Genomic DNA, 18,620 nt, shown 5'->3' with positions numbered 1-18,620 from the left:
CGGGCCGGCTCGGCTAGGACGCCTCGGCGATCAGCGTCTTCGACTGCCGCACGTCCTCCGCCATCGCGACGAGCAGGTCGTCGATGCTCTCGAACTTGACCATGCCGCGCACGTACGCCAGGAAGTCGACGGCGACGTGCAGCCCGTACAGGTCCAGGTCGACCCGGTCGATGGCGTACGCCTCCACCGTGCGGGCGGTGCCGTCGAAGGTGGGGTTGGTGCCCACCGAGATCGCCGCGGGCATCGACTCGTCCCCGACCTGGAGCCACCCCGCGTACACCCCGTCCGCGGGGATCGCGGTGTGCGGCAGCGTCTCGACGTTCGCGGTGGGGTAGCCCAGCTCACGGCCGCGCTGGGCGCCGCGGACGACGACGCCCTCGACGCGGTGCGGACGGCCGAGGATCTCCGCCGCGCCCGCCACGTCGCCCTCGGCGACCAGACGCCGGGTGAGGGTGGACGAGAAGGGTTCGCCGCCGCCCGCCTCCCCGGTGACGCACAGGTCGATGACCTCGACGGCGTAGTCGTACGTCCCGCCCAGCTCGGACAGGAGGGCGACGTTCCCGGCGGCCCGGTGGCCGAACCGGAAGTTGGGGCCCTCGACGACGGCCCGTGCGTGCAGCTTGTCGACGAGCACCTTCACCACGAAGTCCGCGGGCGACAGCCGGGAGAACTCGGTGGTGAACGGCAGGATCAGCAGGGCGTCGACGCCCAGCTCCGCCATCAGTTCGGCGCGGCGGTGGTGCGGGGCGAGCAGCGGGGGGTGGCTACCGGGTCGGACGACCTCGCTGGGGTGCGGGTCGAAGGTGACGACGACGGAGGGGACGCCCAGCTCCCGGGCGCGGGCCACGGTACGGCCGATGATCAGCTGATGCCCGCGGTGGACCCCGTCGTAGGACCCGATCGTGACGACGCTGCGCCCCCAGTCCTCGGGGATGTCCTCCAAGCCACGCCAGCGCTGCACTGTGCCGCTCCTTGTCGCATTCCTGGTCTCACCAGTGGCGGTCCGGCGACCGCGGTCCTGGCCGGATCCGCGCACGCGTCGGATCCGCAGGTCTAAGAGTGCCATGCCCCTCACGCGCAGTCGGCACCGGCATCCGCCGCGGGCGGGGCGACCCGGGCGGGTCGGTCCGCGCCCCGGCGGTCCGGACGGAGGGGGCGTCTGCGCCGTCAGGCGAAGACGGCCAGGCTCTTCGCCTTGCCCCGGGATTCCTCCACCAGCACGATGAACCGGCCGTCGGAGTCGTACACCCCGACCGCGCCCGCTCCGGCGTACTCGTCGGGCATCTCCAGCCGCACCCCGTTGAGCAGCAGCTTGGCGCGCCGGGTGTCGACGTCCCAGCGGGGGAACGCGGCGGCGGCGGCCTCGGCGACCGGCATCACGGTGAGTTCGCGCTGGAGGTCGTCGAGGGTCCGGGCGGAGTCCAGCTTGTAGGGGCCGACCCGGGTGCGGCGCAGCGCGGTGAGGTGTCCGCCGACGCCCAGCGCGGCCCCGAGGTCCCGGGCGAGCGCCCTGATGTACGTCCCGGAGGAGCACACCACGGAAACGACGAGGTCCAGCACGGGCGTGCCGTCCTCGGCGACGGCCGGTCGGACGTCGTACACGGCGAACGACGACACGGTGACGGGGCGGGCGGGGATCTCGAAGTCCTCGCCCTCCCGGGCCCGCTTGTAGGAGCGCTTGCCGTCGATCTTGATGGCGCTGACCTTGGACGGGACCTGCATGATGTTCCCGGTCAGCACCGCGACCTCGGCGTCGATGGCCTCGCGGGTCACCTCGGAGGCCGGGGTGGAGGTCAGGACGTCGCCCTCGGCGTCGTCGGTGACGGTGTCCTGCCCGAGGCGGATGGTGCCGAGGTACTCCTTCTCGGTGAGCGCGAGGTGACCGAGGAGCTTGGTCGCGCGCTCGATGCCGAGGACGAGGACGCCGGTGGCCATGGGGTCGAGGGTTCCGGCGTGGCCGACCCGCCGGGTGCGGGCGATGCCGCGCATCTTGGCGACCACGTCGTGCGAAGTGAAGCCCGACGGTTTGTCCACGATGACGAGGCCGTCGGGCACGGGGGGCTTGCTGGTCATGCTCGGGAGACGCCGCCGTTCTGCTCGTCGTCCCCGTCGGCGGAGGCCTCAGAAGCCTCGGAAGCCTCGGGGGCGTCGGGCGCCGCGTCCTCGTCGGCGGGCTTGCGGTAGGGGTCGGCCCCGCCCGCGTAGGTGGCGCCCGCAGAGGTCTCGCGGACCTTCGCGTCGGACGCCCGGGCCCGGTCGAGGAGGCCCTCGATGGTGCGGGCGGTGTCGGGGAGTGCGTCGGCGACGAAGGTGAGGGTCGGGGTGAACTTCACGCCCGCGGCGCGGCCCACCTCGGAGCGGAGCACGCCCTTGGCGCTCTCCAGTCCGGCCGCGGCGGCGGCCCGCTCCTCGTCGTCCCCGTACACGGTGTAGAAGACGGTCGCTTCCCGCAGGTCACCGGTGACCCGGGTGTCGGTGATGGTGACATGGGTGCCCAGCCGGGGGTCCTTGATCCCACGCTGGAGCTTCTGGGCCACCACCTCCCGGATGAGGTCCGCCAGCCTCTTAGCCCGCGCGTTGTCGGCCACTGGTCCGTCTCCTTCTTGAAAGCCTTGCGTGTGCTGCTTGTCCTGGGTGGGCCGGTCCGCGTGGGGCCGGCCGTGTCGCGGGGACGCGGCTGCGTCAGTCGTCGTCCCGGTGGAGCCTGCGCCGTACGGACAGGAGTTCCACTTCCGGCCGTCCCGCAACCAGCCTTTCGCAGCTGTCGAGGAGCTCGGCCAGGTGCCCGGTGTCCCCGGACACCGCCGCGAGACCGATCTCGGCCCTGCGGTGGAGGTGCTGGTTGCCGGTCTCCGCGACGCTCACCGCGTACTTGCGTCGGAGTTCCGCGACGATCGGCCGTACCAGTGAACGCTTCTCCTTGAGCGAGTGGACGTCGCCGAGGAGCAGATCGAAGGACAGGGTCCCCACGTACATGTGTGCCCGGATGTCCCGCCGGTTCGGGTTCAAGGGCCGTGCCGCCCGTGCGGCGGGCCCGGCGGCCCCGCCGATCGCACGGCGGGGACACCTGAACCGTACACGCGACGGCCGGGGCCGATCGACGGGATATTTCCCCGTCGACCGGCCCCGGTCCGGACCGCACGGGCCGCCCGGCGGGAAGCCGGGCGACCACCGGGCGCACTAGGCGCGCGGCTTCTCGCGCATCTCGTACGTCGCGATGACGTCGTCGACCTTGATGTCGTTGAAGTTGCCGAGGTTGATACCGCCCTCGAACCCTTCGCGGATCTCGGTGACGTCGTCCTTGAAGCGGCGCAGGCCCTCGATGTTGAGGCTCTCCGCGATGACCTTGCCGTCGCGGAGCAGGCGGGCCTTGGTGTTGCGCTTGACCTCGCCGGACCGGATGAGAACACCCGCGATGTTGCCCAGCTTGGACGAGCGGAAGACCTCGCGGATCTCCGCCGTGCCCAGCTCGACCTCTTCGAACTCCGGCTTGAGCATGCCCTTGAGGGCCGCTTCGATCTCTTCGATCGCCTGGTAGATGACCGAGTAGTAGCGGACGTCCACGCCTTCGCGCTCGGCCATCTGCTGTGCCCGCCCGGCGGCGCGCACGTTGAAGCCGATCACGATGGCGTCCGAGCCCATCGCCAGGTCGATGTCGGACTCCGTGACCGCACCGACGCCGCGGTGCAGCACCCGGATGTCGACCTCTTCGCCGACGTCGAGCTGGAGCAGCGAGGACTCGAGGGCCTCCACCGAACCGGACGCGTCGCCCTTGATGATGAGGTTGAGCTGCTGGATCTCGCCGGCCTTGAGCACCTTGTCCAGGTCCTCGAGGGAGACGCGACGCACCCGCTTGGCGAAGGCCGCGTTGCGCTCGCGCGCCGCACGCTTCTCCGCGATCTGGCGGGCCGTGCGGTCCTCGTCGACGACGATGAAGTTGTCGCCGGCGCCGGGGACGTTGGTGAGACCCAGGACCTGCACCGGGGTGGAGGGACCGGCCTCGTCGAGGGTGTTGCCCTGGTCGTCGTGCATGGCACGGACACGACCGTAGGCGTCACCGACGACCATGGTGTCGCCGACCCGCAGCGTTCCGCGCTGGACCAGGACGGTCGCGGTGGCACCGCGGCCCCGGTCGAGACGGGCCTCGATCGCGATGCCCTGTGCGTCCTGCTCCGGGTTGGCCCGCAGGTCGAGCGAGGCGTCGGCGGTGAGGACGACGGCCTCCAGCAGGCTGTCGATGTTCAGGCCCTGCTTGGCGGAGATGTCGACGAACATGGTGTCGCCGCCGTACTCCTCGGCCACCAGACCGAACTCGGTGAGCTGGCCGCGCACCTTGGTCGGGTCGGCACCCTCGACGTCGATCTTGTTGACCGCGACCACGATCGGCACCTCGGCCGCCTTGGCGTGGTTCAACGCCTCGATCGTCTGGGGCATCACACCGTCGTTGGCCGCCACCACGAGGATCGCGATGTCGGTCGACTTGGCACCGCGGGCACGCATGGCGGTGAACGCCTCGTGACCCGGGGTGTCGATGAAGGTGATGCGACGGTCGTCGCCGTTGACCTCGGTCGCGACCTGGTAGGCACCGATGTGCTGGGTGATGCCACCGGCCTCGCCCGCAATGACGTTCGTCTTGCGGATGGCGTCGAGCAGTCGGGTCTTTCCGTGGTCGACGTGACCCATGACGGTGACGACCGGCGGACGCGAGACGAGGTGCTCCTCGCCGCCCTCGTCCTCGCCGAACTCCAGGTCGAAGGACTCCAGGAGCTCGCGGTCCTCCTCCTCGGGGCTGACGACCTGGACGACGTAGTTCATCTCCTCGGCCAGCATGACCAAGGTGTCGTCGGAGACCGACTGGGTCGCGGTGACCATTTCACCGAGGTTCATCATGACCGCGACGAGCGACGCCGGGTTGGCGTTGATCTTCTCCGCGAAGTCGGTGAGGGACGCACCGCGCGACAGGCGAATGGTCTCGCCGTTGCCACGGGGCAGCATCACGCCGCCGACCGACGGGGCCTGCATGGCCTCGTACTCCTGGCGCCGCTGCCGCTTCGACTTGCGACCTCGTCGGGCCGGACCGCCGGGACGACCGAAGGCTCCCTGCGTTCCACCACGGCCACCGGGACCGCCGGGACGACCGGCGAAGCCGGGACGGCCACCGCCGCCACCGAAGCCGCCGCCACCGCCGCCACCGGGGCGACCGGCGAAACCGCCGCCACCACCGGGACGGGCACCGCCGCCGCCACCGCCGGGACGACCGGCGAAGCCGCCGCCGCCACCGGGACGACCGCCGCCGCCACCCGGACGGGCACCGGCACCGGGACCGCGACCGCCACCCGGGCCACCGCCGGGGCGGGGACCGGCAGCCGGACGCTGCGGCATCATGCCGGGGTTCGGACGGTTGCCGCCGGGGCCGCCGCCGGGACGCGGGGCCTGCGGACGGGGCATGCCGCCCGGAGTGGGACGCGCACCGCCGGGACCGGCCTGCGGACGGGGACCGCCCTGACCGGCGCCCTGGGGACGCGGGGCGCCACCGGGAGCACCGCCACCGGGACGCGGGGCGCCACCGGGACGGGGCGTCTGGGGACGCGCCATGCCGGTGGAACCACCGGACGTGAACGGGTTGTTGCCCGGACGCGGGCCCGCGGGGCGGGCACCGGGACGCGGGGCCTGGCCACCGGGGCGTGCGCCCTGGCCGCCGGGACGCGGGGCACCGGAACGGTCGCCGCCGCGCGGCTGTCCGCCCTGGCCACCCTGTCCGCCCTGGCCGGCGGGGCGACCGCCGGGACGCGGACCGTCACCGGGGCGGTTGCCCTGGCGGGGAGCGTCGGCGGGACGTGCGGGCGCCGCCGGGGGCGCCGTGAACTCGGGGACTCCCGGCGCGGGCGCGGCCGGAGCGGCCGGTGCGGGGCGCGGGGCCGGCTTCTGGGCCGGGGCGGGCCGCGGGCCGGGGGCCGGGGGGGCGGGACGCTCCGCGGCGGGCGGCTTGGGGGCCGCCGGGCGCGGCGGACCCGGACGTGCGGCCGGCGCGGCACCGGGGGTCGTCTGACCCGTCGGAGCCGGAGTCGACGAAGGCGCCGGCGGCATCGGGGGCCGCGGCGTTGCCTTCCTGGGGGCCGAGGGCTTCGCGCCGGACCTGCCGGAGCCACCACCCTGGAATGCGTCAGTCAGTTTGCGTACGACGGGCGCCTCGATCGTCGAGGACGCCGAACGTACGAATTCACCGAGTTCTTGGAGCTTGGCCATGACGACCTTGCTCTCTACTCCGAACTCCTTGGCGAGCTCGTATACCCGGACCTTAGCCACTTCGCTCCTTTGAGGTCCGGGTTACGCCGGACCGTCGCTACTTCATGGGCGTACTCATCGCGTACTCATCGAGTGCTCATCGCAATCTCGACCTACTTCCAACTCGCGAGGTACTGGGCCGCACGGGACTTCGCACGGCACCTGTTACGTATTACGTGGTGTCACCCGTGACCACCTGGGTCAGCGCCTGGGTGTCGAGCTGTGTCCGGGCCCTCAGGGCTCGGACGAGAGCGCGACGGCGCACCGCCAGATCGAGACAGACCGGGACGGGATGCACGTACGCACCCCGGCCGGGCAGCGTACCGCGAAGGTCGGGTACGCATGCGTCCCCCTTCTGCACGATACGCAGCAGTTCGTTCTTGGCCGCTCGCTCCCGACACCCCACACAGGTGCGTTCAGGGCGTGCGCGGGCTTGCGTCCGGCCAGACACGTTCTAGTCTACCTCCCCGTACGGACCCCATTCCTGCGGGGGCGGGCCACTCACCTGATGGTTCTCCCGCCGACGCATCCGGCGGGGCTCCGCGGGCGGGCGGTTGGCCCGCGGAGCCGCCCCTCGTCTCAGGGGCGCCGATACTCAGACCGGTCAGACCGGTCAGAGTGGTCCGACTCCTGCTCGGTGTCCGGGCGGATGTCGATGCGCCAGCCGGTGAGGCGGGCGGCGAGGCGGGCGTTCTGGCCCTCCTTGCCGATCGCCAGTGACAGCTGGTAGTCGGGCACGATCACCCGGGCGGAGCGGGCCGCGAGGTCCACGACCTCCACCTTGGTCACCCGAGCGGGGGACAGGGCGTTGGCGACCATGTCCGCGGGGTCGTCGGACCAGTCGACGATGTCGATCTTCTCGCCGTTCAGTTCCGCCATGACGTTGCGGACCCGACCGCCCATCGGGCCGATGCAGGCGCCCTTGGCGTTCAGTCCGGAACGCATCGAACGGACCGCGATCTTCGAACGGTGTCCGGCCTCGCGCGCGATCGCCGCGATCTCGACGGACCCGTCGGCGATCTCCGGCACCTCCAGCGCGAAGAGCTTCTTCACCAGGCTGGGGTGGGTGCGCGAAAGGGTGACGGAGGGACCGCGCACGCCCTTGGCCACCCGGACGACGTACGTCCGCAGCCGCATGCCGTGCGGGTACTCCTCGCCGGGCACCTGCTCCTGCACGGGCAGGATGGCTTCCAGCTTGCCGATGTCCACGAGCACGTTGCGCGGGTCGCGGCCCTGCTGGACGACACCGGTGACGATGTCGCCCTCGCGGCCCGCGTACTCGCCGAGCGTCACGTCGTCCTCGGCGTCCCGCAGTCGCTGGAGGATCACCTGCTTGGCGGTGGTCGCGGCGATCCGGCCGAAGTCCGACGGGGTGTCGTCGAACTCGCGCGCCTCCTGCCCCTCCTCCAGGTCCTCGGGGTCCTCCTTCGCCCAGACGGTCACGTGACCGGTCTCGCGGTTGAGTTCCACCCGCGCGTGACGCCGGCTTCCCTCGGTGCGGTGGTAGGCGATGAGGAGGGCCGATTCGATCGCCTCGACCAGCAGGGAGAAGGAGATCTCCTTCTCCCGCACCAAGCCCCGCAGGGCACTCATGTCGATGTCCACGACTACGCCTCCTCTTCTTCCGTGTCGTCGGTCAGGTCGGTGTCGTCACCGGCCGGGCCGGTGGTCTGCTTGCGGTTGAACTCGATCTCCACCCGCGCCTTGGCGATCTCGTCGAGCACGAGCCTGCGGGCGGTGGGCTTGCGGCCCTTGACGCCGGGGACTTCGAGGTCGAGACCGTCCTCGTCCACTTGGTTGATCCGGGCGGTCAACTCGCCGCCGGCGACCAGCTGGAAGCGGACCAGACGGCCGGTGGCCCGCACGTAGTGGCGGTGCAGGGTGAGCGGTCGGTCGGCGCCGGGGGAGGTGACCTCCAGGACGTACTCGCCGGAGCCCATCACGTCGGTGGCGTCGAGTTCGTCCGAGATCGTCCGGCTCAGCTCCGCGCAGGTGTCAAGGAGCACGCCCTCGTCGGAGTCCACCACCACGCGCAGCACGCGCCGCTTGCCCGCCGGAGACACGCTGACCTCTTCGAGATCGAGTTCCTGGGCGGTCACGAGCGGTTCCAGCAGCTCGCGCAGCCTCTCGCTCTGGGTGGTGCTCATCCGGGTGACTCCTCGGCCGCGTGTGCTGTTGTGGGAAGGTCCTGTGTCCGGTCAAAGGGTATCCGCTCCCGGAGGGTGTTGCCGTCCGCGGCCGGTGGCCGTGCGGGTACGGTGATCACGGGCGTACAGCCCGTGTCTCCCGTCCTGCCACCGCGAGTTCCCGAGGACGTCCGCCATGCCGTTCCCCCTGCCGCCGCGTGCCCGGTCCGGGCCGCGCCGAAGGACTCTGCTCGCGGGTGTCGCGGGCGTCAGCCTGGCCGCCACGGTCACCACCGGCTGCACCTCGGACGCCGACGACCCGTCGGGGACGACGAAGAAGCAGGCGTCCGCCGCCGAACGCGCCCGGGTCCGCACGGCCGACGAGAGCCGGGAGTTGGGCGAACGCTACGACCGGGTGCTCGCCGCGCACCCCTCGCTCGCGAAACGGCTGACGCCGCTGCGGGCCGAGGTCGCCAGCCACGAGAAGGCGTTCGACCGGACCGGTCGCTCGGCCTCCCCCGAGGCGTCCGCCGGCGCGACCGGCTCGGTCTCCCCCGCCTCCCCCGCCACCGGCGCCGCCCCGGAGCCCGTACCGGGCGCGCCCCGCGAGGCGCTCGGCTGGCTCGCCGGGCAGGAGCGGAAGCTGTCCGGCGCCCGGACCGCACGGGCCCTGGAGGTCCCCGGCGAGCTGGCGCGGCTGCTCGCCTCGGTCGCGGCGGCCGGCGCCGCGCACGCGTACCTGTTGACGGAGGGCGACAAGTGACCGACGAGCCCAGTGCCCGGGAGCGGGCGAAGGCCGCCGAGCTGACGGCGTTGCGCGCGGCCCTGGACGCCGAACACGCCGCCGTGTACGGCTACGGGGTGGTCGGCGGCAAGGTGCACGAGGACCGGCGGGGCGAGGCCCGCGCCGCGCACGACGCGCACCGGGCCCGCCGTGACGCCTGGCAGCGCGCGGTGCGGGACCTCGGCGGGGACCCGGTGCCGGCGGCGCCCGGCTACGCGCTGCCGTTCCCGGTGGCGGACACCGGCAGTGCGGTCCGGCTGGCCGCCCAGTTGGAGGACCGGCTCGCCGGGGTGTACGCCGACCTGGTCCGGGCCTCGCAGGGGGCGCGGCGGCGGTCGGCGGTGGACGCGCTGCGGGAGGCGGCGGTCCGCGCGGCGCGCTGGCGGGGCGGCAGCGTAGCCTTCCCTGGGCTCGCCGAGCGGTCCGCGGGCCCGGGTGGTTCGCCGGCCCCGCGGGCATCCCGCTAGTTCGGGCGCGGCCCGCGACACGTTCAGGAAGGACACCCCCCGCTCATGGTTTTCGAAGCGCCGGAACGCCTGGTCCGGGCGCTGGCCGAGGCACGCGCGGACACCACCCGCGAGACGGGGCCCGACGGGGCGTGGCTCGACGCCCTGCCCCGGCTCCTGGACCAGGCGGTGGCCGGTGCCGGGCTGACGGTGGAACGGGTGCCGGTGCCCGGGGGGCGCAGTGGGCTGGTCGTACTGGTGGGCCGGTCGGACGGGACGTCCGCCGCGCTGAAGCTGGCGCCGCCCGGTGCGCACCCGGAGCAGGAGCGGGCGGCGCTGGAGCACTGGGGCGGCCTGGGGGCCGTACGGGTGCTGCCCGGTGCTCCCGTCGCGGGCGGGATGCTGCTGGAACGGTTGCAGCCGGACGTGTCCGTGCGGTCGCTGCCGGAGGCCAAGGCGATGTTGGAGGCCGCGGGCGTGCTGCGGCGGCTGTGGGTCCAGCCGCCGGTGGACCACGGGTTCGGGACGGTCGCCGAACTGACCGGGCGGCAGGCCGCCGTGGTGAAGTCGGCCACCGACCCGGAGGTCGCCGAGCTCGTGACGGCGGCGCTCGACGCACGCGACGAGCTGTTGGCGGTGCCCGTGGACGAGCGGCTGCTGCACGGGACGTTCCGGCAGAGCAAGGTGCTGGCCGGGGAGCGGACGCCGTGGCTGGCGGTGGGGCCCGAGCCGCTGGTGGGCGACCCCGCGTACGACCTCGCGCGGCTGGTGCGGGACCGGGTGGAGGACCTGGTCGCCACGTCGTCCGGGGCGGGGGTGGCTCGGCGGCGGGTTCGCCGGCTGGCGGAGTCGCTGGAGGTGGACCCGGAGCGGGTGCGGGGGTGGGCGCTGTTCCGGGCGGTCGAGTCCGCGGTGCGGTCCCGGGGCTCGGGGCGCCCCGGGGACGCGGAGCTTCTTCTGGAGTACGCCACGTGGTTGTAGCGGTGCTGTGGTGGTCCGCGCCCCTTCGGTGCGGCCCGCTGCGCGTGCGCTGTTCCGCGCGGTGCGACGCAGTTTCGCGCAGTTCCCCGCGCCCCTGACCAGGTGCGACCCGCTGCGCCTGCGCTGTTCCGTCGGCGTACGCCCCAGCTTCGCGCAGTTCCCCGCGCCCCTGATCGGGTGCGACCCGCCGCGGGTGCGCTGTTCCGTCGGCGTACGCCCCAGCCTCGCGCAGTTCCCCGCGCCCCTATCGGGGCGCTCTGTGGGCCGGGCCGGTCCGGGCCCGTCAGGGGCGCGGGGCGTTCCGTGGGCCGGGCCGGTTCAGCCCGTCCGGGTCGCGGGGCGCTCTGTGGGCCGGGCCGGTCCGGGCCCGTCAGGGGTGCGGGGCTCTCTGCGGGGCGGACCGGGCCGGGCCCCGGCAGGGGCGCGGGGAACTGCGCGAGCAACCGCAGCGGACCCGCACCCGACGACGCACCGCCGCAGGCGCCCCCTGAGGGGCGCGGGGAACTGCGCGGGCAAGCACGACGCACCCGCGCTGAACCACGAACCGCTACGCGGTCAAGCGGGCCACCGCTTCCGCAACGGTCAGTTCCTCGCGCTCACCGGTCCGCCGGTCCTTCACCTCGACGACGCCCTCGGCGGTCCGCCGCCCCGCGACGACGATGGTCGGCACCCCGATCAGCTCCGCGTCGGTGAACTTGACCCCGGGCGACACCCCCGCACGCTCGTCCACGAGCACCCGCAGACCCGCCGCGGCCAGCTGCTCGGAGACGTCGAGCGCCAGCTCCGTCTGCGCGGCCTTGCCCGCGGCGACGACGTGCACGTCGGCGGGGGCGATCTCCCGCGGCCAGCAGAGCCCCTGCTCGTCGGCGGACTGCTCGGCCAGCGCGGCCACCGCGCGGGAGACGCCGATGCCGTAGGAGCCCATGGTCACCCGGACGGGCTTGCCCTGCTGGCCGAGCACGTCGAGCTGGAAGGTGTCGGCGTACTTGCGGCCGAGCTGGAAGATGTGGCCGATCTCGATCGCGCGGCCCAGCTTGAGGCCGGTGCCGCACTTCGGGCAGGGGTCGCCCTCCTCGACCACGACGACGTCGAGGTAGTCGTCCACGGTGAAGTCACGGCCGCAGACGACGTTGCGGGCGTGGGTGTCGGGCTTGTTGGCGCCGGTGATCCAGGCGGTGCCGGGCGCGATCCGCGGGTCCGCGACGTAACGGACCTTCTCCAGTCCCTGCGGGCCGACGTAGCCGCGGACGAGGTCGGGGCGGCCCTCGAAGTCCTCGGCGGTGACCAGTTCCACCACGGCCGGGGCGAGGTGCTCGCCGAGCTTGCCCAGGTCCACCTCGCGGTCGCCGGGCACGCCGACGGCGACGATCTCGCCGTCGACCTTCACCAGGAGGTTCTTCAGGGTGGCCGAGGCGGGGACGCCCAGGTGCTCGGCGAGGGTCTCGATGGTCGGGGTGTCGGGGGTGTCCAGCTCCTCGACGGGCCCGTGCTCGGCGCCGTCGACGGGGGTCAGCGCGAAGGTGACGGCCTCGGTGTTGGCGGCGTAGTCACAGGCGGGACAGTCCACGAAGGTGTCCTCGCCGGCGGCTGCGGGGGCCAGGAACTCCTCGGAGGCGGAGCCGCCCATCGCACCGGAGACGGCCGACACGATCCGGTAGTCGAGGCCGAGGCGCTGGAAGATCTTCTGGTAGGCCCCGCGGTGCAGCCGGTAGGACTCGGCGAGCCCCTCGTCGGTGGTGTCGAAGGAGTACGAGTCCTTCATCTGGAACTCGCGTCCGCGCAGCACGCCGGAGCGGGGACGGGCCTCGTCGCGGTACTTCGTCTGGATCTGGTACAGCATGACCGGAAGGTCCTTGTAGGACGCCACCTGGTCCTTGACGACGAGCGTGAAGATCTCTTCGTGGGTGGGGCCGAGCAGGTACTCGCCGCCCTTGCGGTCCTTGAGCCGGAACAGCAGGTCGCCGTACTCCTCCCAGCGCGCCGAAGCCTCGTAGGGCTCCTTGGGCAGCAGGGCGGGCAGCAGGACCTCCTGGGCGCCGATGGCGTCCATCTCCTCGCGGACCACGCGCGAGATGTTGTCGAGGACCTTCTTGCCGAGCGGGAGCCAGGTCCAGATGCCCGCCGCGTTGCGGCGCACGTATCCGGCGCGGACCAGCAGCTTGTGGCTGAGCGTCTCGGCGTCCGCCGGGTCGTCGCGCAGTGTCTTGACCATCAATCGGGACATGCGCTGGACCTGGGCCATGGTGAACTCCTGCGTGGAAAGGGTGATGGGCAGGAGGTTAGCCGGGCCCGCCGGGCGGGCGGAAATCGGTTACGCGGCGCCAGGGGGGTCAGGGGGCCCGGCGGGCGGGTCGGGCGGGCTCCCCGCGCAGCAGCGGCAACGGCGCGCCCATGATCACGTACGGCCGTGGGGCGCTGGGGAAGTGGACCTGTCGGGCGAGGTCGCGGTAGCCGAGGGCGCGGTACAGCGCCCGGGCCGGGCTCTCGGTGTCGATCGCCGACAGGATCGAGCGGGGGTGCGGCGCGTCGTCCGTGATCGTGGTGATCAGGGAACGGCCGATGCCCCGGTTCTGGTGCCGGGTGCGCACGTGGAGTTCGGTGATGACGAAGGCGTCGTCGAGCCAGCCGTCGTTGCCCTGGAGCCTGAGGTAGGGCTGGACCACGGTCGACCACCAGTGGGTGCGGTCGTTGGGCATGCCGTACACGAATCCGACGAGCCGGTCGTCCCCGAGGGTGGCGCCGAACGCGCGGGCGCCGGGCTGGTTCATGTGTCGCAGGACGATCTGACGGCGCACGTTGACCTCGTCCCGGCCCAGGCCGAACGCGTCGGCCTGCACGGCCAGGGCCTCGTCGACCCGGGCCGCGAGGTCCAGGGGCCCGATCGTGAAGTCGTCGGGCGTGCGCGAGCCGAACCCGGGAATCCGCAACATGCGGGGAGCGTACCCCGGGGCCGACCAGCCGGTACGGGGAGCGGGCCGGGGAGCGACGCTCGGCGCGGGGAGGTCAGAACAGGACGCTCATGAACGCGCCGGTCTCACGGAAACCGACCCTGCGGTAGGCGGCGCGGGCCGCGGTGTTGTAGTCGTTCACGTAGAGGCTCACCACGGGGGCGACGTCGGCGAGGGCGTAGCGCAGCACGGCCGCCATGCCGGGGGCCGCGAAGCCCTGTCCCCGGTACTCGGGGGCGACCCAGACGCCCTGGATCTGGCAGGCCCGCGGGGTGGCGGCGCCGATCTCCGCCTTGAAGACGACCTTGCCGTCCCGGTCGACCCGGGCGAAGGACCGTCCCGCGCCGACCAGTTCGGCGACCCTCGCCTGGTAGAGCAGTCCGCCGTCGCCGGCGAGCGGGGAGACCCCGACCTCCTCGGTGAACATGGCCACGCACGCAGGCATGATCGTTTCCATTTCGTCCTTGCGGACGCGGCGGACGTACGGGTCGGGGGTGACGGTGTCGGAGAGTCGGTCGGTGACCATCAGGGGTTGGTTGGGCCGGACCTCGCGGGCGGGGCCCCAGGACGGTTCGAGGAGTCGCCACAGTTCGGCGGTGGTCTCGGCGGGGCCCACGATGGAGGAGCAGCGGCGGCCGGCGCGGCGGGCGCGGTCGGCGAAGCCGCGGACGGCCCGCGGGGTGGCGCAGAGGGGGACCAGGTTGGCGCCCGCGTAGCAGAGGGACGCCAGGGCGCCGTCCTCGTACCAGCCCCACATCTCGCCGCCGAGGCGCCAGGGGTCCAGGCCGGCGACCTGGACCCGTGAGGTCACGAAGGCGTTGGCCACCGGGTCGCGGTCGAGGACCGTGAGGGCGGCTGCTAGGTCGCTCGGTTCGAGGACCCTGGTGGTGGTCTGGGTCAACACGGGTGCGGGGGCCTCACCGGGTGGGCTGCTGGTCCTGGCACTGTACCTGCCGGTGAGGAGCCGTGCGCTGCCCGTGCGGGGGCGGACCGTGGGGCCCGTCCCGGGCGGGTCGCCGGTGCCCGCGACGGGTGTCGTCACGGGGGTGCGGCCCGGGTGGGGGCAGGCCCGGAGCGGTACGGGTCAGCCGGCGACGGAGATGGTGGGTTCGCCGGAGGCGACGCCGTCCTTCTCCATCTGCTCGGCGATCTTCATGGCCTCGTCGATCAGGGTCTCCACGATCTTGGACTCGGGGACGGTCTTGATGACCTCGCCCTTCACGAAGATCTGGCCCTTGCCGTTGCCGGAGGCGACGCCGAGGTCCGCCTCGCGGGCCTCGCCGGGGCCGTTCACCACGCAGCCCATCACGGCGACCCGCAGCGGCACCTCCATGCCCTCCAGGCCGGCGGTGACCTCCTCGGCGAGCTTGTAGACGTCCACCTGGGCGCGGCCGCACGAGGGGCACGACACGATCTCCAGGCGGCGCTGGCGCAGGTTGAGCGACTCCAGGATCTGGATGCCGACCTTGATCTCCTCGGCCGGCGGGGCCGAGAGGGAGACCCGGATGGTGTCGCCGATGCCCTCGGCGAGCAGGGCGCCGAACGCGACGGCCGACTTGATGGTGCCCTGGAAGGCCGGGCCGGCCTCGGTGACGCCCAGGTGCAGCGGGTAGTCGGACTGGGCGGCGAGCTGGCGGTACGCGTTCACCATGATCACCGGGTCGTTGTGCTTGACGGAGATCTTGATGTCGCGGAACCCGTGCTCCTCGAACAGCGAGGCCTCCCACAGCGCCGACTCGACGAGGGCCTCGGGGGTCGCCTTGCCGTACTTCTGGAGCAGTCGGCGGTCCAGCGAGCCCGCGTTCACGCCGATGCGGATGGGGGTGCCCGTCTCGCCCGCGGCCTTCGCGATCTCGCGCACCTTGTCGTCGAACTGCTTGATGTTGCCGGGGTTGACCCGGACCGCGGCGCAGCCCGCGTCGATCGCCGCGAAGACGTACTTCGGCTGGAAGTGGATGTCCGCGATGACCGGAATCTGAGACTTGCGGGCGATGATCGAGAGGGCGTCGGCGTCGTCCTGGGTGGGGCAGGCCACCCGGACGATCTGGCAGCCGGAGGCCGTCAGCTCGGCGATCTGCTGGAGCGTCGCCCCGATGTCGGAGGTGCGCGTGGTCGTCATCGACTGGACCGAGACCGGCGCGTCGCCACCCACCGCGACGGACCCGACCTGGATCTGCCGGCTCTTGCGGCGTTCGGCGAGCTTGGTCGGAACGGACGGCATGCCGAGCGAAATCGCAGTCATCTGGTGTGCAACCCCAAGGTGTGGATCGAGGTCCCGTCATCAGCGGGCTCCGATCCCTCAGATTACGGCACCGGTACCGCCCGGGGCACATCGCGCCGCCCCGTGCACCTCACGGGTGGGCGGCCGGACAGACGTACTGTCCGGCCGCCGTGAACGGCTGCGCGCCGGGGGTCGTCAGGAGATTCGGACCGGATTCACGAGGTCAGCGATGAGGACGAGGAGCGTGAAGCAGACGAACACTCCGGCGACGACGTAGGCGACGGGCATCAGTTTGGCCACGTCGAAGGGTCCCGGGTCGGGCCGCTTGAACACCCGTGCGACGGCCCGCCGTACGGACTCCCACGCGGCGCCCGCGATGTGCCCGCCGTCGAGCGGGAGCAGGGGCAGCATGTTGAACAGGAACAGCGAGAGGTTGAAGCCCGCGACCAGGAACAGCATCATCGCGACCTGGTTCTCCGGCGGGATGTCAAGGTTCAGCACCTCACCGCCGACCCGGGCCGCCCCGACGACGCCCATCGGCGAGTCGGCCTCGCGCGGACCGTCACCGAAGGCCGCGTCCCACAGGGCGGGGACCTTGGAGGGCAGCGCTATCAGCGACTCGACGCCGCCGACCATCATGTCGCCCATCCGGTCCACGGACTGACCGAAGGACTGTTCGACGATCCCGGTGGCCGGGGTGAAGCCGAGGAAGCCCGCGGTGACGTACTCCCCCTCGACGTAACCGCCCTTGCCGTCGGTCTTGCCGACCTGGTTCTTGATCAGGGTGGCCTGGAGTTCCTCGCGCCGGCCGTCCCGCTCGACGGTGAGGGTGGCCGGTCCGACGGTGTCGCGGATGCGGGACTGGAGGGCGGACCAGTCGCCGACCGACTCGCCATTGAAGGCCACGATCTTGTCCCCGGCCCGGAGCCCGGCCTGCTTGGCGGGGGCCGCCTGGTCACCCGTCTCGCACTTGGTCCGGTTCTCGCTCTGCTGGATCACGCAGTCGGAGACCGCCCCGACCGAGGTCGTCTGCTGCTCGATGCCGAAGGTCATCAGCACGCCGAGGAAGATCGCCACGGCCAGGACCAGGTTCATGAACGGCCCGGCGAACATGACGATGACGCGTTTCCAGGGCTTGCGGGTGTAGAAGAGCCGCTTCTCGTCGCCCGGTTCCAGTTCCTCGTAGGCCGCGGTGCGGGCGTCCTCGATCATGCCGCGCCACGGGGAGGTGGAGCGGGCCTCCACCCGGCCGTCGGCGCCGGGCGGGAACATCCCGATCATGCGGATGTAGCCGCCGAGCGGGATCGCCTTGATGCCGTACTCCGTCTCGCCCTTCTTGCGCGACCACAGGGTCGGCCCGAAGCCGACCATGTACTGCGGGACGCGGATGCCGAAGAGCTTGGCGGTCGACAGGTGGCCGAGTTCGTGCCACGCGATCGAGAACATCAGGCCGATGGCGAAGACCACTATCCCGAGGATGGTCATCAGGAGTGTCATGCACGCGCCTCCGCGGTCTTCTTCGCTGTCCTGGTCGCCTGTGCCGTCAGTTCACGGGCCCGGGCACGTGCCCAGGTCTCCGCTTCGAGGACGTCCTGCACGGTCAGGGAAGTTCCCGTGCGCGGGGTGCCGTGTTCGGTGACGACCTCGGTGACGGTCTCCATGATGCCGTTGAACGGCAGGGCGCCGTTCAGGAACGCGTCAACGCACTCCTCGTTGGCGGCATTGAACACTGCCGGAGCCGTTCCCGCGAGCGCCCCCACGTGCCGGGCGAGGCCGACGGAGGGGAAGGCCTCGGTGTCCAGGGGGAAGAACTCCCACGTGGAGGCGCCGCTCCAGTCGAAGGCGGGGGCGGCGTCCGGCACCCGGGCCGGCCACCCCAGGCCGATGGCGATGGGTCCGCCCATGTCGGGCGGGGTGGCCTGGGCCAGCGTGGAGCCGTCGGTGAACTCGACCATCGAGTGCACGTAGGACTGCGGGTGGACGACGACCTCGATGCGGTCGAAGGGGATGTCGTACAGCAGATGGGCCTCGATCACCTCCAGGCCCTTGTTGACGAGGGTCGCGGAGTTGATGCTGATCACCGGGCCCATGGCCCAGGTGGGGTGCGCGAGGGCGTCCGCCGGGGTGACGTCGGCGAGCTCGGCCTTGGTCCGGCCGCGGAAGGGTCCGCCGGACGCGGTGACGACCAGTTTGCGGACGTCGGCGCGGGTGCCCGCGGCGAGCGCCTGGAACAGGGCCGCGTGTTCGGAGTCCACGGGGATGATCTGCCCCGGTTGCGCCACCGCCTTGACCAGGGGGCCGCCCACGATCAGCGACTCCTTGTTGGCGAGCGCCAGGCTGCGCCCCGCCTCCAGGGCCGCCAGGGTCGGGGCGAGCCCGATGGAGCCGGTGATGCCGTTGAGCACGGTGTGGCAGTCGGAGGCGGCCAGCTCCGCGGCGGCCGACGGTCCGGCGAGGAGCGTCGGCAGGGCCCGCCCGGTGCCGTACCGCGCGGTCAGCGCCGCACGCAGCGCGGGAACGGCGTCCTCGCGGGCGACCGCCACGGTCTCCACGTCGAGGGTGTGCGCCTGCTCGGCAAGGAGGTCGACGTTGCCGCCCGCGGCGGACAGGGCGGTGACCCGGAATCGGTCGGGGTTGCGCCGGACGAGGTCGATGGCCTGGGTGCCGATCGACCCCGTGGAGCCGAGGATCACGATGTCCCTGCGGTCTCCGGCCGGACGGGGGTCGAAGACGACGTGCGGGTCTGCGAGGGGGGCGGGGCTGTCGGTCATTCCCCCATTCTTACGGGTCGCCGCGCCGACCGGCAGCGACCCCGGGGCTGTTCGGCGC

At 72.5% G+C, this 18,620-nt stretch carries 17 protein-coding genes; 3 read left to right on the top strand and 14 right to left on the bottom strand.

The annotated features are described in order from the left end of the window. Positions 1-13: 13 nt before the first annotated feature. The 8 genes from ACFV88_RS17225 to rimP form a co-directional block, all read right to left on the bottom strand. On the bottom strand, positions 14-961 hold the full coding sequence (locus tag ACFV88_RS17225; protein WP_385491692.1) for a bifunctional riboflavin kinase/FAD synthetase: 948 nt from the start codon (positions 959-961) through the stop codon (positions 14-16). A 206-nt stretch (positions 962-1,167) separates the two neighbouring features. Next, entirely contained in the window at positions 1,168-2,073 is a 906-nt protein-coding gene (gene truB, locus ACFV88_RS17220) for a tRNA pseudouridine(55) synthase TruB (RefSeq protein WP_385491689.1), read from the bottom strand. Next, the gene (gene rbfA / locus ACFV88_RS17215; RefSeq protein WP_385491686.1) at positions 2,070-2,588 is read right to left on the bottom strand and encodes a 30S ribosome-binding factor RbfA; all 519 of its coding nucleotides are present in this window, start codon (positions 2,586-2,588) and stop codon (positions 2,070-2,072) included. The genes truB and rbfA overlap by 4 nt, the downstream gene beginning before the upstream one ends. A gap of 94 nt (positions 2,589-2,682) precedes the next feature. Then, positions 2,683-2,976 (bottom strand): DUF503 domain-containing protein, encoded by a 294-nt coding sequence (locus tag ACFV88_RS17210; protein WP_385491685.1) that lies wholly within the window; start codon positions 2,974-2,976, stop codon positions 2,683-2,685. A 204-nt stretch (positions 2,977-3,180) separates the two neighbouring features. Then, positions 3,181-6,306, bottom strand: coding sequence for a translation initiation factor IF-2 (gene infB, locus ACFV88_RS17205; protein ID WP_385491682.1), 3,126 nt, complete (start codon positions 6,304-6,306; stop codon positions 3,181-3,183). A gap of 151 nt (positions 6,307-6,457) precedes the next feature. Continuing rightward, entirely contained in the window at positions 6,458-6,736 is a 279-nt protein-coding gene (locus tag ACFV88_RS17200) for a YlxR family protein (RefSeq protein WP_385491680.1), read from the bottom strand. Positions 6,737-6,864: 128 nt separating this feature from the next. Further along, positions 6,865-7,890, bottom strand: a complete 1,026-nt coding sequence (gene nusA / locus ACFV88_RS17195) for a transcription termination factor NusA (protein ID WP_385491677.1) — start codon at positions 7,888-7,890, stop codon at positions 6,865-6,867. A gap of 2 nt (positions 7,891-7,892) precedes the next feature. Beyond that, a complete protein-coding gene (rimP, locus tag ACFV88_RS17190) occupies positions 7,893-8,432 on the bottom strand; it encodes a ribosome maturation factor RimP (RefSeq protein WP_385491675.1) in 540 nt (179 codons plus the stop codon). Positions 8,433-8,607: 175 nt separating this feature from the next. Here rimP and ACFV88_RS17185 point away from each other — a divergent pair, with 175 nt between their 5' ends. Genes ACFV88_RS17185 through ACFV88_RS17175 form a run of 3 tightly spaced genes read left to right on the top strand, consistent with a single transcriptional unit; the run spans position 8,608 to position 10,622 of the window. Continuing rightward, a complete protein-coding gene (locus tag ACFV88_RS17185; protein ID WP_385491673.1) occupies positions 8,608-9,174 on the top strand; it encodes a hypothetical protein in 567 nt (188 codons plus the stop codon). Beyond that, positions 9,171-9,662 carry a ferritin-like domain-containing protein gene (locus ACFV88_RS17180; RefSeq protein ID WP_385491671.1) on the top strand — a complete coding sequence of 164 codons (492 nt, stop codon included), beginning with the start codon at positions 9,171-9,173 and terminating at the stop codon, positions 9,660-9,662. Before ACFV88_RS17185 ends, ACFV88_RS17180 begins: the two co-directional genes overlap by 4 nt. Positions 9,663-9,707: 45 nt before the next feature. After that, positions 9,708-10,622, top strand: a complete 915-nt coding sequence (locus ACFV88_RS17175) for an aminoglycoside phosphotransferase family protein (protein ID WP_385491668.1) — start codon at positions 9,708-9,710, stop codon at positions 10,620-10,622. A gap of 547 nt (positions 10,623-11,169) precedes the next feature. On the opposite strand, the gene ACFV88_RS17170 is transcribed toward ACFV88_RS17175, so the two are convergent. The 6 genes from ACFV88_RS17170 to dxr all read right to left on the bottom strand — a co-directional run bounded on the left by ACFV88_RS17170 (position 11,170) and on the right by dxr (position 18,562). Further along, positions 11,170-12,864, bottom strand: a complete 1,695-nt coding sequence (locus ACFV88_RS17170) for a proline--tRNA ligase (RefSeq protein ID WP_385491665.1) — start codon at positions 12,862-12,864, stop codon at positions 11,170-11,172. Positions 12,865-12,952: 88 nt separating this feature from the next. Continuing rightward, positions 12,953-13,552, bottom strand: a complete 600-nt coding sequence (locus ACFV88_RS17165; RefSeq protein WP_385491662.1) for a GNAT family N-acetyltransferase — start codon at positions 13,550-13,552, stop codon at positions 12,953-12,955. 73 nt (positions 13,553-13,625) lie between these two features. Beyond that, positions 13,626-14,474 carry a GNAT family N-acetyltransferase gene (locus tag ACFV88_RS17160; protein WP_385491809.1) on the bottom strand — a complete coding sequence of 283 codons (849 nt, stop codon included), beginning with the start codon at positions 14,472-14,474 and terminating at the stop codon, positions 13,626-13,628. 180 nt (positions 14,475-14,654) lie between these two features. Further along, entirely contained in the window at positions 14,655-15,812 is a 1,158-nt protein-coding gene (gene ispG / locus ACFV88_RS17155; protein ID WP_385491659.1) for a flavodoxin-dependent (E)-4-hydroxy-3-methylbut-2-enyl-diphosphate synthase, read from the bottom strand. Between the two features lie 174 nt (positions 15,813-15,986). Continuing rightward, entirely contained in the window at positions 15,987-17,288 is a 1,302-nt protein-coding gene (locus tag ACFV88_RS17150; protein WP_385491657.1) for a M50 family metallopeptidase, read from the bottom strand. Next, positions 17,285-18,562 (bottom strand): 1-deoxy-D-xylulose-5-phosphate reductoisomerase, encoded by a 1,278-nt coding sequence (dxr, locus tag ACFV88_RS17145; RefSeq protein WP_385491655.1) that lies wholly within the window; start codon positions 18,560-18,562, stop codon positions 17,285-17,287. The genes ACFV88_RS17150 and dxr overlap by 4 nt, the downstream gene beginning before the upstream one ends. Positions 18,563-18,620 lie beyond the last annotated feature (58 nt).

It is taken from the genome of Streptomyces sp. NPDC059816, from assembly GCF_042732055.1.
In the GTDB taxonomy this organism is placed as follows: Bacteria; Actinomycetota; Actinomycetes; order Streptomycetales; family Streptomycetaceae; genus Streptomyces.
This window is presented reverse-complemented; position numbering and strand designations above follow the sequence as displayed.

Excerpts from the sequence above, each read along its gene's own strand:
- ACFV88_RS17185 (WP_385491673.1), top strand. The coding sequence starts at position 8,608 with ATGCCGTTCCCCCTGCCGCCGCGTGCCCGGTCCGGGCCGCGCCGAAGG.
- ACFV88_RS17150 (WP_385491657.1), bottom strand. The coding sequence starts at position 17,288 with ATGACACTCCTGATGACCATCCTCGGGATAGTGGTCTTCGCCATCGGC.
- rimP (WP_385491675.1), bottom strand. The coding sequence starts at position 8,432 with ATGAGCACCACCCAGAGCGAGAGGCTGCGCGAGCTGCTGGAACCGCTC.
- ispG (WP_385491659.1), bottom strand. The coding sequence starts at position 15,812 with ATGACTGCGATTTCGCTCGGCATGCCGTCCGTTCCGACCAAGCTCGCC.
- ACFV88_RS17210 (WP_385491685.1), bottom strand. The coding sequence starts at position 2,976 with ATGTACGTGGGGACCCTGTCCTTCGATCTGCTCCTCGGCGACGTCCAC.
- dxr (WP_385491655.1), bottom strand. The coding sequence starts at position 18,562 with ATGACCGACAGCCCCGCCCCCCTCGCAGACCCGCACGTCGTCTTCGAC.
- ACFV88_RS17170 (WP_385491665.1), bottom strand. The coding sequence starts at position 12,864 with ATGGCCCAGGTCCAGCGCATGTCCCGATTGATGGTCAAGACACTGCGC.
- ACFV88_RS17165 (WP_385491662.1), bottom strand. The coding sequence starts at position 13,552 with ATGTTGCGGATTCCCGGGTTCGGCTCGCGCACGCCCGACGACTTCACG.
- truB (WP_385491689.1), bottom strand. The coding sequence starts at position 2,073 with ATGACCAGCAAGCCCCCCGTGCCCGACGGCCTCGTCATCGTGGACAAA.
- ACFV88_RS17175 (WP_385491668.1), top strand. The coding sequence starts at position 9,708 with ATGGTTTTCGAAGCGCCGGAACGCCTGGTCCGGGCGCTGGCCGAGGCA.